This window comes from Formosa sp. Hel1_33_131, assembly GCF_001735745.1.
Classification (GTDB): Bacteria; Bacteroidota; Bacteroidia; order Flavobacteriales; family Flavobacteriaceae; genus Hel1-33-131.
This window is the reverse complement of record NZ_CP017260.1, coordinates 953,448-966,511: the sequence shown is the minus strand read 5'-3', so window position 1 is coordinate 966,511 and position 13,064 is coordinate 953,448. Positions and strand designations below refer to the sequence as shown.

16 protein-coding genes and 1 tRNA gene are annotated in these 13,064 nt (G+C 39.2%); 6 read left to right on the top strand and 11 right to left on the bottom strand.

Annotated features, from left to right (window positions below):
* Nucleotides 1-93 precede the first annotated feature (93 nt).
* The 5 genes from FORMB_RS04325 to FORMB_RS04305 all read left to right on the top strand — a co-directional run bounded on the left by FORMB_RS04325 (nt 94) and on the right by FORMB_RS04305 (nt 6,272).
* Nucleotides 94-1,002: a dihydrodipicolinate synthase family protein gene (locus FORMB_RS04325; RefSeq protein WP_069676284.1), complete on the top strand. Its 909-nt coding sequence runs from the start codon at nt 94-96 to the stop codon at nt 1,000-1,002.
* Between the two features lie 17 nt (nt 1,003-1,019).
* Nucleotides 1,020-2,579, top strand: a complete 1,560-nt coding sequence (locus FORMB_RS04320) for an aldehyde dehydrogenase (NADP(+)) (RefSeq protein ID WP_069676283.1) — start codon at nt 1,020-1,022, stop codon at nt 2,577-2,579.
* 12 nt (nt 2,580-2,591) lie between these two features.
* Complete coding sequence (locus tag FORMB_RS04315; protein ID WP_069676282.1) at nt 2,592-3,599, top strand: 4-hydroxyproline epimerase; 1,008 nt, start codon at nt 2,592-2,594, stop codon at nt 3,597-3,599.
* A gap of 2 nt (nt 3,600-3,601) precedes the next feature.
* Nucleotides 3,602-4,849: an NAD(P)/FAD-dependent oxidoreductase gene (locus tag FORMB_RS04310; RefSeq protein ID WP_069676281.1), complete on the top strand. Its 1,248-nt coding sequence runs from the start codon at nt 3,602-3,604 to the stop codon at nt 4,847-4,849.
* A gap of 67 nt (nt 4,850-4,916) precedes the next feature.
* Nucleotides 4,917-6,272 (top strand): M28 family peptidase, encoded by a 1,356-nt coding sequence (locus tag FORMB_RS04305; RefSeq protein WP_069676280.1) that lies wholly within the window; start codon nt 4,917-4,919, stop codon nt 6,270-6,272.
* Between the two features lie 20 nt (nt 6,273-6,292).
* Here the strand turns inward: FORMB_RS04305 and FORMB_RS04300 are convergent, their stop codons facing one another.
* Nucleotides 6,293-7,681: a dipeptidase gene (locus FORMB_RS04300; protein ID WP_069676279.1), complete on the bottom strand. Its 1,389-nt coding sequence runs from the start codon at nt 7,679-7,681 to the stop codon at nt 6,293-6,295.
* A 116-nt stretch (nt 7,682-7,797) separates the two neighbouring features.
* Here FORMB_RS04300 and FORMB_RS04295 point away from each other — a divergent pair.
* Nucleotides 7,798-7,879 (top strand) — tRNA-Leu (locus FORMB_RS04295).
* A gap of 60 nt (nt 7,880-7,939) precedes the next feature.
* On the opposite strand, the gene ric is transcribed toward FORMB_RS04295, so the two are convergent.
* From ric to FORMB_RS04245, 10 genes are all read right to left on the bottom strand, one after another.
* Entirely contained in the window at nt 7,940-8,683 is a 744-nt protein-coding gene (ric, locus tag FORMB_RS04290) for an iron-sulfur cluster repair di-iron protein (RefSeq protein ID WP_069676278.1), read from the bottom strand.
* Between the two features lie 33 nt (nt 8,684-8,716).
* Complete coding sequence (locus tag FORMB_RS04285; RefSeq protein ID WP_069676277.1) at nt 8,717-9,028, bottom strand: metal-sulfur cluster assembly factor; 312 nt, start codon at nt 9,026-9,028, stop codon at nt 8,717-8,719.
* Nucleotides 9,029-9,047: 19 nt separating this feature from the next.
* Nucleotides 9,048-9,350: a 2Fe-2S iron-sulfur cluster-binding protein gene (locus FORMB_RS04280; protein WP_069676276.1), complete on the bottom strand. Its 303-nt coding sequence runs from the start codon at nt 9,348-9,350 to the stop codon at nt 9,048-9,050.
* A 1-nt stretch (nt 9,351) separates the two neighbouring features.
* Nucleotides 9,352-10,287, bottom strand: a complete 936-nt coding sequence (locus tag FORMB_RS04275) for a tryptophan 2,3-dioxygenase family protein (protein WP_069676275.1) — start codon at nt 10,285-10,287, stop codon at nt 9,352-9,354.
* Complete coding sequence (locus tag FORMB_RS04270; RefSeq protein ID WP_197493496.1) at nt 10,280-10,648, bottom strand: hypothetical protein; 369 nt, start codon at nt 10,646-10,648, stop codon at nt 10,280-10,282. Before FORMB_RS04270 ends, FORMB_RS04275 begins: the two co-directional genes overlap by 8 nt.
* 117 nt (nt 10,649-10,765) lie before the next feature.
* Nucleotides 10,766-11,131, bottom strand: coding sequence for a group III truncated hemoglobin (locus FORMB_RS04265; RefSeq protein WP_069676273.1), 366 nt, complete (start codon nt 11,129-11,131; stop codon nt 10,766-10,768).
* Nucleotides 11,131-11,553 carry a cytochrome C gene (locus FORMB_RS04260; protein WP_069676272.1) on the bottom strand — a complete coding sequence of 141 codons (423 nt, stop codon included), beginning with the start codon at nt 11,551-11,553 and terminating at the stop codon, nt 11,131-11,133. Before FORMB_RS04260 ends, FORMB_RS04265 begins: the two co-directional genes overlap by 1 nt.
* A complete protein-coding gene (locus FORMB_RS04255) occupies nt 11,553-11,825 on the bottom strand; it encodes a hypothetical protein (RefSeq protein ID WP_069676271.1) in 273 nt (90 codons plus the stop codon). The genes FORMB_RS04260 and FORMB_RS04255 overlap by 1 nt, the downstream gene beginning before the upstream one ends.
* Nucleotides 11,815-12,051 (bottom strand): hexameric tyrosine-coordinated heme protein, encoded by a 237-nt coding sequence (locus FORMB_RS04250; protein WP_069676270.1) that lies wholly within the window; start codon nt 12,049-12,051, stop codon nt 11,815-11,817. The genes FORMB_RS04255 and FORMB_RS04250 overlap by 11 nt, the downstream gene beginning before the upstream one ends.
* A 10-nt stretch (nt 12,052-12,061) precedes the next feature.
* Complete coding sequence (locus tag FORMB_RS04245; RefSeq protein WP_069676269.1) at nt 12,062-13,063, bottom strand: cbb3-type cytochrome c oxidase subunit II; 1,002 nt, start codon at nt 13,061-13,063, stop codon at nt 12,062-12,064.
* Nucleotide 13,064 lies beyond the last annotated feature (1 nt).

The window sequence follows — 13,064 nt, the reverse complement described above, 5'->3', positions numbered from 1 at the left end:
GGATAATATAGTATTACTAATTGATTAAAATGGTTCATATTTTTTTTAAAAAAGGAATTAATTTTATCTTCTCAAATTAATAAACAAAATAGTATGAAGACTATAAAATGGGAAGGCGTAATGCCTGCGGTGACTACCAAATTCACTAAAGATGATGCGTTGGATCTATCGATGTTCGCAACCAATATCAAAGCACAATTGGACGCCGGGGTACACGGAATTGTATTAGGCGGTACTTTAGGTGAAGCCAGTACGCTTTTGAAATCAGAAAAAAAGACCTTGATTGAAACCACTGTTGAATTGGTAAATAATAAGGTACCTGTATTAATGAATGTCGCGGAGCAATCTACCAAAGCGGCGATTCTTGCAGCGGAAGCGGCAGAACAACAAGGCGCCAATGGATTGATGCTATTGCCACCCATGCGCTATACGGCTTGTTCAAAAGAAACGGTGGCGTATATTTCTGAAGTTGCTAAAAGCACGTCTTTACCTCTCTTAATATATAACAACCCTGTCGATTATAAAATTGAAATTACCTTAGAGATGTTTGACGAGCTACTTAAACATGACAACATTCAAGCAGTGAAAGAATCGACTCGAGACATTACAAACGTGACCCGCATGATCAACCAATTTGGGGACCGTCTCAAAATCATGACGGGCGTGGATACCCTCGCTCTAGAGAGTTTAATCATGGGAGCGAACGGCTGGATTGCAGGACTTGTGTGTGCATTCCCCAAAGAAACGGTCGCCATTTATGAACTTCAAAAAGCTGGGAGAATTCAAGAAGCCATCGCCTTGTACCGTTGGTTTATGCCCTTGTTAGAGTTGGATATTAATGCTAAATTAGTGCAAAATATAAAGTTAGCAGAAGTATATACTGAAATCGGTACCGAATTTGTAAGACCTCCACGCCTCCCTTTATTTGGTGCGGAACGCACCAAAGTTCAACACATTATAGAGACGGCTTTAAAATCAAGACCAACGCTGCCAAATTATTAACGTCTAAAATTAGATTTATGGAATTAGGAAAAAATCATATTGGATTTACATATACTGCCACAGGCGGTAAAACATTCACCACATTCAACCCAAAATTAAATCAGGCCAACGACCTTACTTTTACGGAAGCGACCTCTGAAGAAATAGATGTCGCTGTTGCACTCGCAGCCGTAGCTTTCGACGCTTATAAAAATACTTCAAGCAAAGAAAGGGCTCAATTTTTAAATGCTATTGCAGAGGAAATTTTAGCTCTTGACGACACTTTAATTCAGATGTATTGTCAAGAAACAGGACTTCCAGAAGGCCGTGCAAAAGGCGAACGCGGACGTACTATATTTCAATTGCAAAGCTTTGCGAATTTAGTGTCCGAAGGGTCTTGGGTAGATGCCACTATTGATGTTGCCAATCCAGAGCGTACGCCCTTTCCAAAATTAGACATCCGAAGACTGGATATTCCTTTGGGACCTGTTGTTGTGTTTGGAGCGAGTAATTTCCCGTTAGCCTATTCCACGGCTGGAGGCGACACAGCGTCTGCGCTCGCCGCAGGCTGTCCGGTCATTGTAAAATCCCATCCAATGCATGCAGGAACTGGAAGCTTGGTGGCGGAAGCCATTATTAAGGCAGCCAAAAAAACAGGCATGCCAGACGGCGTGTTTTCAAATTTAAACAGCAGCGGTATCGAAGTAGGACAGCAATTGGTGTCACACCCCAAAGTGAAAGCGGTAGGATTTACGGGCAGTATTCGTGGGGGACGTGCCTTGCTTGATTTGGCGGCACAACGTCCAGAACCGATTCCTGTATTTGCTGAAATGGGAAGTATCAATCCTGTTGTCATGCTGCATGAAGAACTCGAAAAAAACACAGCCTCTTGGGCAGAAGCCTACGCACAATCGATCTCCTTAGCAGCAGGGCAATTTTGTACGCAACCGGGGTTAATTTTAAGTTTAAAAGGGGAAGTGTTTACAAACTTCACGAATCATTTAGTAGCTGAAATTGAAAAAATAGACGCCAATTGTATGTTGCATCCTGCTATTTTTGAAGGATTTCAATCGAACAAAAACACATCTCAATCACAATCAGGACTTGAGGTTTTGACAGATGACAGCTCTTCGGAGACTCCTAATTTTGCAGGATCAAGTCTTTCACGCATTGATGGCGATGCGTTTTTAAAGAACCATATTTTACATCAAGAAGTCTTTGGGCCTTACACGCTTCTTGTAGAGTGCGAATCTTTGGCACAAATGCAAACAATCATCACAAATTTAGAAGGGCAGTTGACGGCCTCATTAATTGCGACCGAAGCAGAAGCAAAAGCCAATTTTGAAATCATTGAAGCACTTCAAAACCGTGTGGGGCGTCTAGCTTTTAACGGTGTTCCAACAGGAGTAGAAGTTTGTAATTCGATGGTGCATGGCGGGCCTTATCCAGCGTCCACAGACAGTCGTTTTTCTGCCGTTGGAGTCCACGCCATTAAGCGATGGGTGCGTCCTTTTAGCTTTCAGAATTTTCCAGACAGTTTACTTCCGGAAGCCTTAAAAGAACAAAATCCATTGGATATCAAGCAAACACGTATTTAATTTTAAATTTCAATGAGCAAAGCTGAATTCAAATGTATTGATGCCCATACTTGTGGAAACCCCGTTCGGGTGGTGACCACAGGTCATCCTCCTTTGGTAGGCGCCAATATGAGTGAAAAACGTCAGCATTTTCTCAATGAATTTGACTGGATCCGAAAAGGCTTGATGTTTGAACCCAGAGGTCATGATGTTATGAGTGGTAGTTTTTTGTATCCACCACAGGACCCTTCCAACGATGTTGCAATCTTATTTATTGAAACTTCGGGATGTTTGCCAATGTGCGGTCATGGAACGATTGGTTCCATAACAGTCGCTATTGAAGCAGGACTCATCACTCCAAAAATTCCTGGGAAGGTAAAAATGGAAGCTCCCGCGGGACTCGTGGATATTGAGTACTCACAAGTAGGAACGAAAGTAGAGTGGGTAAAAATCACAAATGTTAAAAGTTATTTAGCAAAAGAGGCCTTGAGTATCGAAGATCCAAATTTAGGCCTTTTGGCTTTTGATGTGGCGTATGGGGGGAATTTTTATGCCATTGTGGACCCTCAAGAAAATTTTTCGGGCGTTCAAGATTTTACGGCTTCAGAACTGATTGGAATTTCTCAAAAATTACGAAAACAGATCAATTTAAAATTTCCAAATGAATTTATACACTCCGAGAACTCTACGATCAATGGGGTGTCTCATCTGCTTTGGACAGGAACGCCTTTGAACCCAAATTCATCGGGGCGCAATGCGGTATTTTATGGTGATAAAGCGATTGATAGAAGCCCTTGTGGGACTGGAACTTCTGCACGGATGGCGCAGCTGTATGCCAAAGGACAATTAAGATTGGGAGAAAAATTCATTCATGAAAGTTATATAGGAAGTACATTTACGGGCTGTATAGAGGCAGTCACTTCTGTTGGAGATTACAAGGCGATTGTGCCAAGTATTCAAGGTTGGGCACGGATTTATGGATATAATACGATTAGTATTGATTCCGACGATCCGTATGCACATGGATTTCAAGTTTTATAGCGATGCAAAAAAAAGTCACAATTATTGGAGGAGGCATCATAGGGTTGAGTACGGCGTATTTTCTTCAAAAGGAAGGCTGTGAGGTTACCATTATCGATCGCTCTAATATGGATAGCGGTGCTTCTTATACCAATGCGGGTTATATATGCCCAAGTCATTTTATTCCTTTAGCAGCTCCAGGCGTTGTGCGCAGTGGACTGCGTTGGATGTTGGATGCTTCCAGTCCCTTATATATAAAACCAAGTTTGAACAGTGATTTTTTAAAATGGGTGTGGGCTTTCAATAAATCGGCGACTTCAAGTCACGTCCAAAAAAATGCCATTCACCTTCGAGATTTTACAGTGTTCAGCCAAGAATTATTTCAGAGTATCAAAAAAGAGGAACAATTTTCATTTCAGTACGATAAAAAAGGACTGTTGATGTTGTGTCAAACGGAGCGGCAATTGGAAAAAGAATTGGAGATTCTCACCCTAGCAAAGAGTCTCAACGTTCACGCGAAGGAAATTTCCAAAGACGAACTTAAAATTCTAGAACCATCTATTGAGATTAACGGCGTTGGAGGGGTTTATTTTAAAAATGATCATCATACCACACCGAGTGTTTTTATGCAGCAACTGAAAGCTCATTTAAAGTCCAAAGGCGTCCGTATGTTTACCAATGAAACGGTTGTTGATTTTAAGATGAAACAGGGTAATATAGACAGTGTAGTCACGGACAAACAAACACTTCATTCCGATGAATTTGTGATGGCTTCGGGCTCTTGGTCGGCAGATTTATGTAAGAAATTAGGTTTAAAATTACTGCTTCAAGCAGGGAAGGGGTATAGCATGAATACGCAACTTTCAACCGGAATTAGCATCCCTACTATTTTAGCGGAAGCGAAGATTGCCGTGACGCCTATGGATGGTTTTACACGTTTTGCAGGGACGATGGAAATCGCGGGCATCAATCAGACTATAAACAGAAAAAGGGTGGAAGTCATTGCGAAAGCTGCGACTCACTATTATCCATCCATTCAATTATCAGTCCAAGAAATTGAGGCGGCCACATGTGGACTTCGTCCGCTTTCTCCAGATGGATTGCCGTATTTAGGGAAGCCACAGTCTTGCGAGAATATGACTATTGCGACAGGGCACGCCATGTTGGGTTGGACCTTAGGTCCTGGTACGGGGAAATTAGTTTCGGAACTCATCCTCAATAAAAAAACATCCTTAGAGCTAAGTCCTTACCATCCTAACAGGAGATTTTAATAGCTGACAAAATATAGTTTTTTACTAAACTTTATGTAGTTTTGAAAAAAACCAATATTATAACTTTATGAAGCAGTTACTTTTAAGTCTTAGTATTTGTGTGATCAGTACGCTGTCTGCACAAACAGAATTAGACCTCATTAATTCCGTTAGTTTAGATTCTCTTAGCCAAACGGTTCAGGAATTTACGGGTGAAATCGCAACGAATGTTGGGGGTAATAGTGTTACGATATTGAATAGAGGGCAAGCCAATAATGACCTTGCGGGTGATTTTTTGGTTGACAAATTCAATGCGATGGACAATCTCACTGTAAATGATCAGGCTTTTAATACCAACGGACGTAATATCATTGCGACGCAGTTAGGGAAAACCAATCCAAATGATATTTACATTATCTGTGCACATTACGATTCGGTGGCAGACTATTGTGCCGATGACAATGCTTCTGGAACGGCAACCGTCTTAGAAATTGCACGTATTTTATCGACTCAATGTATGGACAATACGATCATTTATGCCTTGTGGGATGAAGAAGAAATAGGACTTAGAGGAGCTAGTTTTTATGCCACGCAAGCAAATACCAATGGAGATAACATATTGGGTGTTTTAAACATTGATATGATGGGGTATGATGGTGATAACGACGATGATTTTGATATTGATGTGCGTCCTATTGCAAATTCTCTAGCAATGAAAGATGACTTGGTAGGTTTGTTAGCCACCTATGGTTTTAATTTAAACGTTAATGTGGTGAACCCTGGAACGCCAGCTAGTGATCATGCACGTTTTTGGGATCAAGGATTTTCTGCGGTGCTGGTTGGGGAGTCTTGGGAAAATAACGATCAAACGCCTCACTACCATTCTTCTGGCGATCGATATAGTACGTTGGATTTGCCCTATTTTCACGAGATTGCAAAACTGATTATGTCTTATATGGTCACCAAAGGGAGTTTGGTGTCTGTTGACAATTCACTCACGATGAGTTCTACGACTTTAACCTCAAATATGGGCAATGCCAGTTATCGATGGTTTGATTGTAGCACGAATCTTCCACTAACTTCCGAGGTGAGTCAATCCTTTTCGCCTACTGCAAGTGGTAGTTACGCTGTTGAAGTGACTGTAGGGTCTTGTACGGAATTAAGTTCTTGTGTTGATTTCACATCCTTAGATGCGGATACTTTCAAATTAAATATGATTAAAATCTATTCAAATCCTACTTCGTCAATACTCCATATTGAACATTCTTTGAATGACGATTTGGCGTTTGAGTTATTCTCGATAGAAGGCAAAAAAGTACTCGAAACAATTTTAACAGAAAAACGCACAAAAGTGAATATGAGTCAATTTACCCTAGGGGCGTATTTTGTACGTATTACTCAAGACAAAAAAGTGTTCTCACAAAAAATAGTGATTGGTAAGTAGCTTACAATCTGTTTAAAAATTTATGACTGAAGCTCGGTAAAATATTTATAAAACAGCGGAATTGTTTCGATCCCTTTAAAGTAATTGAAAAGTCCAAAATGTTCGTTAGGGGAGTGGATGGCATCACTGTCCAATCCAAATCCCATCAAAATGGTTTTACTCTTTAATTCTTTTTCAAATAAGGCCACAATAGGAATACTTCCCCCGCCACGTTGTGGGATGGGTGCAGTGCCAAAAGTGTCTTTATAAGCCATCGCAGCGGCTTTGTATCCAATCGTATCGATAGGAGTTACATAGCCCTGACCACCATGATGTGGAGTTACTTTTACAGTCACCCCTTCTGGAGCAATGCTTTCAAAATGGGATTTAAAAAGCAGTGTAATTTCCTCACAATCCTGATTAGGAACTAAGCGCATTGATATTTTTGCATAAGCTTTGCTCGCAATAACGGTTTTGGCGCCTTCACCGGTATAGCCACCCCAAATTCCATTCACATCTAGTGTGGGACGAATGGAGTTGCGTTCGTTGGTTGAATAGCCTTTTTCGCCATAGACGGCATTGATTTTTAAAGAATCTTTATAGGCCTCTAATGAAAACGGTGCCTTTGCCATTTCTGCGCGTTCTTCGTCTGATAAATCTTCGACTTTATCATAAAAACCAGGAATGGTAATATGATTGTTTTCATCGTGTAAAGAGGCGATCATTTTTGCCAATACATTGATTGGGTTTGCGACGGCTCCTCCGTAAATCCCAGAGTGTAAGTCTCTATTTGGACCTGTGACTTCAACTTCTACATAGCTCAAGCCTCGCAGCCCTGTTGTGATGGAGGGTGTGTCTTTCGCAATCATTCCGGTGTCCGAAATTAGGATGACATCATTTTTTAGTTTGGTGGTGTTGTTTTTAACAAACTCAGCTAGATTTTCACTGCCAACTTCTTCTTCGCCTTCAATCATAAACTTAACGTTACACGGCAATTGATCTGTTGAGGTCATAAATTCAAGGGCTTTGACGTGCATATACATTTGACCTTTATCGTCACACGCACCCCGTGCAAAAATGGCACCTTCGGGATGGAGTTTGGTTTTTTTAATGATGGGTTCAAAAGCGGGGGCATCCCATAATTCAATCGGATCTGCGGGTTGCACATCATAATGACCATATACCAAAATCGTTGGAAGCTTAGGGTCTATCAGTTTTTCGCCATAAACAATAGGAAATCCTTTGGTTTGACAAATTTCTATGGTATCGCAACCAGCTTTTTTTAGACTGTCAGCTACAAAATCGGCTGCTTTAAACACATCTTTACTGAAGGCAGAATCTGCACTCACCGATGGGATTCTAAGAAGTTCGAAAAGCTCTTGAACGAAGCGATCTTTATTTGAGTTGAGATAAGATTGTAGTGAGTTCATAGTTTTTAAATTTGTGAATGTAAATCTACGAAAATCCTCTCAAATAAATATTTCTATCTACTATTTGTATTTATAAACTATTGTTTATATTTGCGCCCTATTATAAGGCATGTTTAGCGGGCGTGGTGGAATTGGTAGACACGCTAGACTTAGGATCTAGTGCCGCAAGGTGTGGGAGTTCGAGTCTCCCCGCCCGCACTAAACAACAAAAAAGCTTCTCATTTTGAGAAGCTTTTTTGTTTAATAAGTACTTTAAGTTTAAGCTTGTAGTAATTCTTCTTCAAGTGCAATCGCTCTTTGAAACAAAACATTGTTCTCTTTATGGATGTGTAAGTGAAGGTCTTCATCAAATTCTTTAAGCATGCCAAAAGCAACACGGTATGTATTACAGCCATCTGCTGGTACGTTGTAATTATTTGCTAAGGCTGCAATTTCTCTGAAGGCTTCCCCTTCAAAATCATGTTCTTCATCCATTTTACTAATGGGGTTTTTTATTGTTTCAAAAGTAGGAGTTGCTAATTGGATATTTTTCCGTTTTGCCTTGGCCATTTTTCTAATGTATGGAAATAATATGAGTTCTTCTTTTTTCATATGCATGACCAATTGTCCAGTAGCATCTTTGAATATTGTATTGATTTTTGAGAGCTCTGGATGTTTTTTTCCGTGAGCAGATTCAATTTTGTCTAAGTATTCTTTTATTACGGGAATTTTTGCTTCAACGTATCCGTGGTGTTTTGTCTCCACGTGATCTGCAAGCTCATCGAGAGGCCAATTCCGATAGTCTGAGGCGTGTTGCTCCCTTTCGTTTTGTTCAAAAAACGCATTCACGGATTGTAGGAGTGTTTCAGAATCGGCACTAGAAAGGTGTTCTTTGTCACAAGCCTCCTCTATAGTTTGTTGTCCGCCACAACAGAAATCAATGTTGTGTTTTTTAAAAATTTCTGCTGTTTTGTAATTGTCGGCAACGATATCGCCGACGATACTTTTTGATGTGATCTTCATAATTTGGGTTTTTTAAGTTATTGTTTTTTAGTTTTACATAAATCCGAGTAAGAGTAATGCTTCGTCACTCATTAGTATTTTATCCCAAGGGGGGTCCCAAGTGAGTTCCACAGTCGTTTTTTTTATAAAATCAAGTTCTGAGACACGCTCTCTTACTTCGTCCACAATCATTCCTGCCATGGCACAAGAAGGTGAGGTGAGTGTCATCAAAATTTCAACGCGATCTTCTGCTAAAATTTTGCAATCATAAATAAGACCTAAGTCATAGACGTTGACTGGGATTTCGGGGTCATATACCATTTTTAGTTGATCGATGATTTGATTTTCTTTTTCTAAGTTTTCCATTTCTCCCCTTTTTACTTAGTTATATGATTTCTTTAAAGACGGCGCCATTCGTTTTATGATCTAGGATAATTTGACAGGCCAATCTGTTTTTTGTGGTTGCATTATGAACCTTAAGGGTGTGCTTTTCTTGTGTGCTTATAGGCTGTTTTTCAAAGCCTTTTATCACTTCAACAATACAAGTTCCGCACAATCCTTTTCCTTTACATTCACCAATTTCTGAATAATAGGAGTTGGTTATCAGTTCCATTAAACTAGGATATTCCAATCGTTTATATTTTAAAGCATGTATTTTATTATCTAAATCTATAACGTTTACGATCATTTTAGTGCCCTTTAAAATCTTCATCACGAAAGAAACATGGGTCTCCCCAATTTTTTAATTCATCTGTTGACCAGACCGATGGAAAGAAGATGCGACGTTGATTTTTAGGGTGTAAGTATTTTTTCCATTCTGAACCCCCTGTGGCTTCTTTCCTTTCTCCTTTGGAATCTAGATAATAAGAAGCGGTTTCCAAATGAACGATAGGCCATTTTATATTATATAAATAATCAAAAGTTCGCATTAGATTAATGAGTTCTTCTGATGGGGATTTGATACTTTCAAACCGATCCTTGAGTGTTTTATTTCTGAAATCCTTAGCGAGTTGTAAAAGTTTAGCGCCATACTTTTCTTCGAACTGACGAAGGGTGAGCGTTTTATTTCCAGTCCTAGGGTTGGTGCCTGCTGCTTTCCAGTATTGCAGTTCCATTAAGTCTTCAATACGACTTTCTTTGGTAATCTTATTTTTCTGTGGAATTAAATTTTCTAGAGAGGTACTACGCAGTTCAATGTATCTAAATTGAGCACTTTGAAAACCACTGGCAGGAGCGAGAGCACTTCTAAAAGTGTTATAATCATCATAGTCCATACCATGTCGCATTATAGCAAACGAATTGATGAGCATTTGTGTGTAACGGTTGATTCTCTGTAATTTTGAAATAAAGAGTTCTTCATCAACCTCATTGTTTTCTGTCAACTTTTTTATCTCATTGAGTACGAGTTTTAACATAAGTTCCGTTAGTTGATGATAGATGATGAAGACTTCTTCATCTTCAAAATGTGTTTTAGGATTTTGCAACGATAGAAGCGTATCCAGCTGGATATAACTCCAGTAGTCTGTTTCCTTGGTGTGCAGAATCCCTTTTAAATACGTAGAAGAATTCTCTCCTAGATTTGTGTATTTGTCTTCTAGTGATTGATAAATTTTTGTGTTATCCATTGTGTTTTTTTAAGGTTAAGTGTGAGAAAATGAGGAGTGCAATTACTTTTAATACTTCTAAAAAAATATAATAAATATGAAAAAAGGAAGTGGTTGGAGGGTTCCCACTTATAATCATTTCAGCACGTTGATTAAGGGCTGGTAGCAAATAAAATGTTTGAATGAGTAAAATCACCATCAGCCATACAAGTATGTTTACAAGGTGTTTTCTTTGTAGTGACTGTTTTCGGAATGTTAAAATGCCGATAACTAGTAAAAATAATAATTCAACTTTATTTAATGCAAAAAAGATGAGTTTACCAACGCTCAAACCAATTGCTAGCGTCACCCCTTCTGCTTGAAATTTTAGCCATGCTTCCATAAACGAGATGGAAAGTACAAAACCTAGCCATAGAAGCGGGATTGAGATCGTTAGTTTATTGCTTAGTGTCATTTCTAATGTTTCTAGAAGATTTAATTTCTATTGATGTGTTGATGTTTAAAAACTGTGACGACTCAATTTATACATGAACATTTCGGCCATTTTAGAAGCTCTCCATTTTGCTTCCTCAGCAAGCTTGCCTTCAAAATTTTTATCCATTGAATTGTTGAAGTGAAATACCCAACGCTCAAAATGCTGTGCTTCTATGGGTAGTTTTCTGTGCGGCACAAATGGAGATCCCTTGTAAGCGATTTCGTGTAAAAGAACAGTTTGCCAAAAACGGTACATGGTGTCTAAGTGTTTCGTCCAATTATCTTTAATGACGCCATTGAAAATGGGGCCTAAAAGGTTATCTTTTCGTACTTCTCCGTAGAAGGTGTCTACCATTAATTCTATGTCTTTTCTGTTAATAATATCGTTCATTAAAAAAATGATTTATAAGTGTTCATATTCCAGTGTGTTATAAAGTAAAATACAGCAAAACTGACAAATACAATGATACACGCCCAAACCCATGAAGGAATGGCTTTTGGTGTTTCTGAACCTCTAATTATAAAGGATTCGGAAGTCTCACTGCCATAGGCATTAATTAGAATGGCTGTATTTGATTCTATGATTTCATGATCTTTCAGTCCTACGACGGCTATTTCAGGACCATTGCGTACTTCAAAAGGAATGATCCTTACACTTTGAATTCCACTTGACGAAATGGCGTTGATTTTTAGTTCGTGCTTGCCATCTGGTATTTTCGTAGTGTCAAGCACGAGTTTTACGGGAGGTTCAAACACTCCAAAGGGTATTTTCTCATTATCGAGAAGGACACTTACTTTTCTTTTATTTATCATTATTCAGAAAAATTAGAATCATTTAAAATGAGGTTTTTGATGTGGTCTCGATTGTTTTCTTTTGGTTTGACCAAATATTTCACACTCATTATTAGCGTGTATCCGACAATTACAGCAGCACTGTACATTATGAAATAGTCTATATTTCCTTGAGGGCCTTCACCATGAGTAAGGTTTTCAAACCCTTTTGGCTGTTTGGCTTTACACACCTCACATGCGAAGCCTGCATTGCTCATTACTAGTGCGATAATTATTATAAGTTTATTTTTCATCTTTCCAGTAGTTGTTTGCCATGGCAATGGTTTGAAATTCAATAGCGACCACTTGAGAGGAGGCTATTAATTGGGCGGTATCTTCTGAATATTGAGACCTGAGCTTTTCACGAACTTCAGGATTCGTTTGAATTGCAGCGATTGTTTTTCTAGCAAGGGTAAAGGCGAGCAGCCTGCCTTCTGCAGGAGTTTTACATTGTAAGCTTTCTAAATAGTCTATTTTCATAATAATAATATTATAGTTTTAAAATTGAATCTCTTAGTCTTGTAATGGTTTCTAACGGAACTTCTGGTGCACTATTTCCCCAGCTTGATCGCTCATGATCTGCAATCGCTTTGATGTCTTCATCAGAAAGTTTGTCAGCAAAAGGGGGCATAACGCCGTACTGCTGGCGAGCATCGTAGCCCATTAATATAATTTTGATGAGTGTTTCTGGATTTTTATCGTTGACAATCAAACTGCCCGTTAGTGGAGGGAAAGCGCCTTTTACGCCGCGCCCTGTCCCTTGGTGGCAAGCAGCACAATTTTTTTGATATAGATCTGCTCCGCCAGAGGACTTTTTTGATGGAACGCTACTAGCATTGCCATTTTCCTCTTTGGGAAGTGCAGGTATAAAACTTGAAGGTGTCGCACTCTCAAACGAATATTGTTGTAAACTTTTTAAATAGGAGACAAGGTCTAGTGCATTTTTTTTTGCCACTATAATGTCACTACCCATCATTTTTGTAATTCCACGCGGTAAAGTCACATCCTCCTGTTGAACATTGGTAGTGTCTATTTTTGTGAATAACCAAGAATATCGGGGCATTATAGAAGCTTCTACAACCAACCGAGGATTATACAAATGCAGTAAATGCCACTGGTCGCTAGGTTGTCGATTTCCAATATCCGTAAGGTCTGGCCCTGTACGTTCACTTCCTAATAGAGAAGGGGATTGCCTCCAGAAATCCATGCGCTGTTTACTATAGTAGTAATCAGAAGCTAATGAAGGTCTTTCTCCCCAAGTTTTATCCATCTCAATATTTCTAACTTGTTGGGTGTGACAGGCGACACAACCTTCAGCGATATAAATATGGAGGCCATTCCTTTCGGAAATACTAAGTTTTTTTTGTCCTGGTATCGGTTCATAGGTCTCCATTTGGTAGGCAGGAATAATAGCAACGCCGATACTTAATATTGCAAAAACGCTGAAGGCAACTATGACAAGATTTCTATGGTCTTTATGGAAATTTAACATT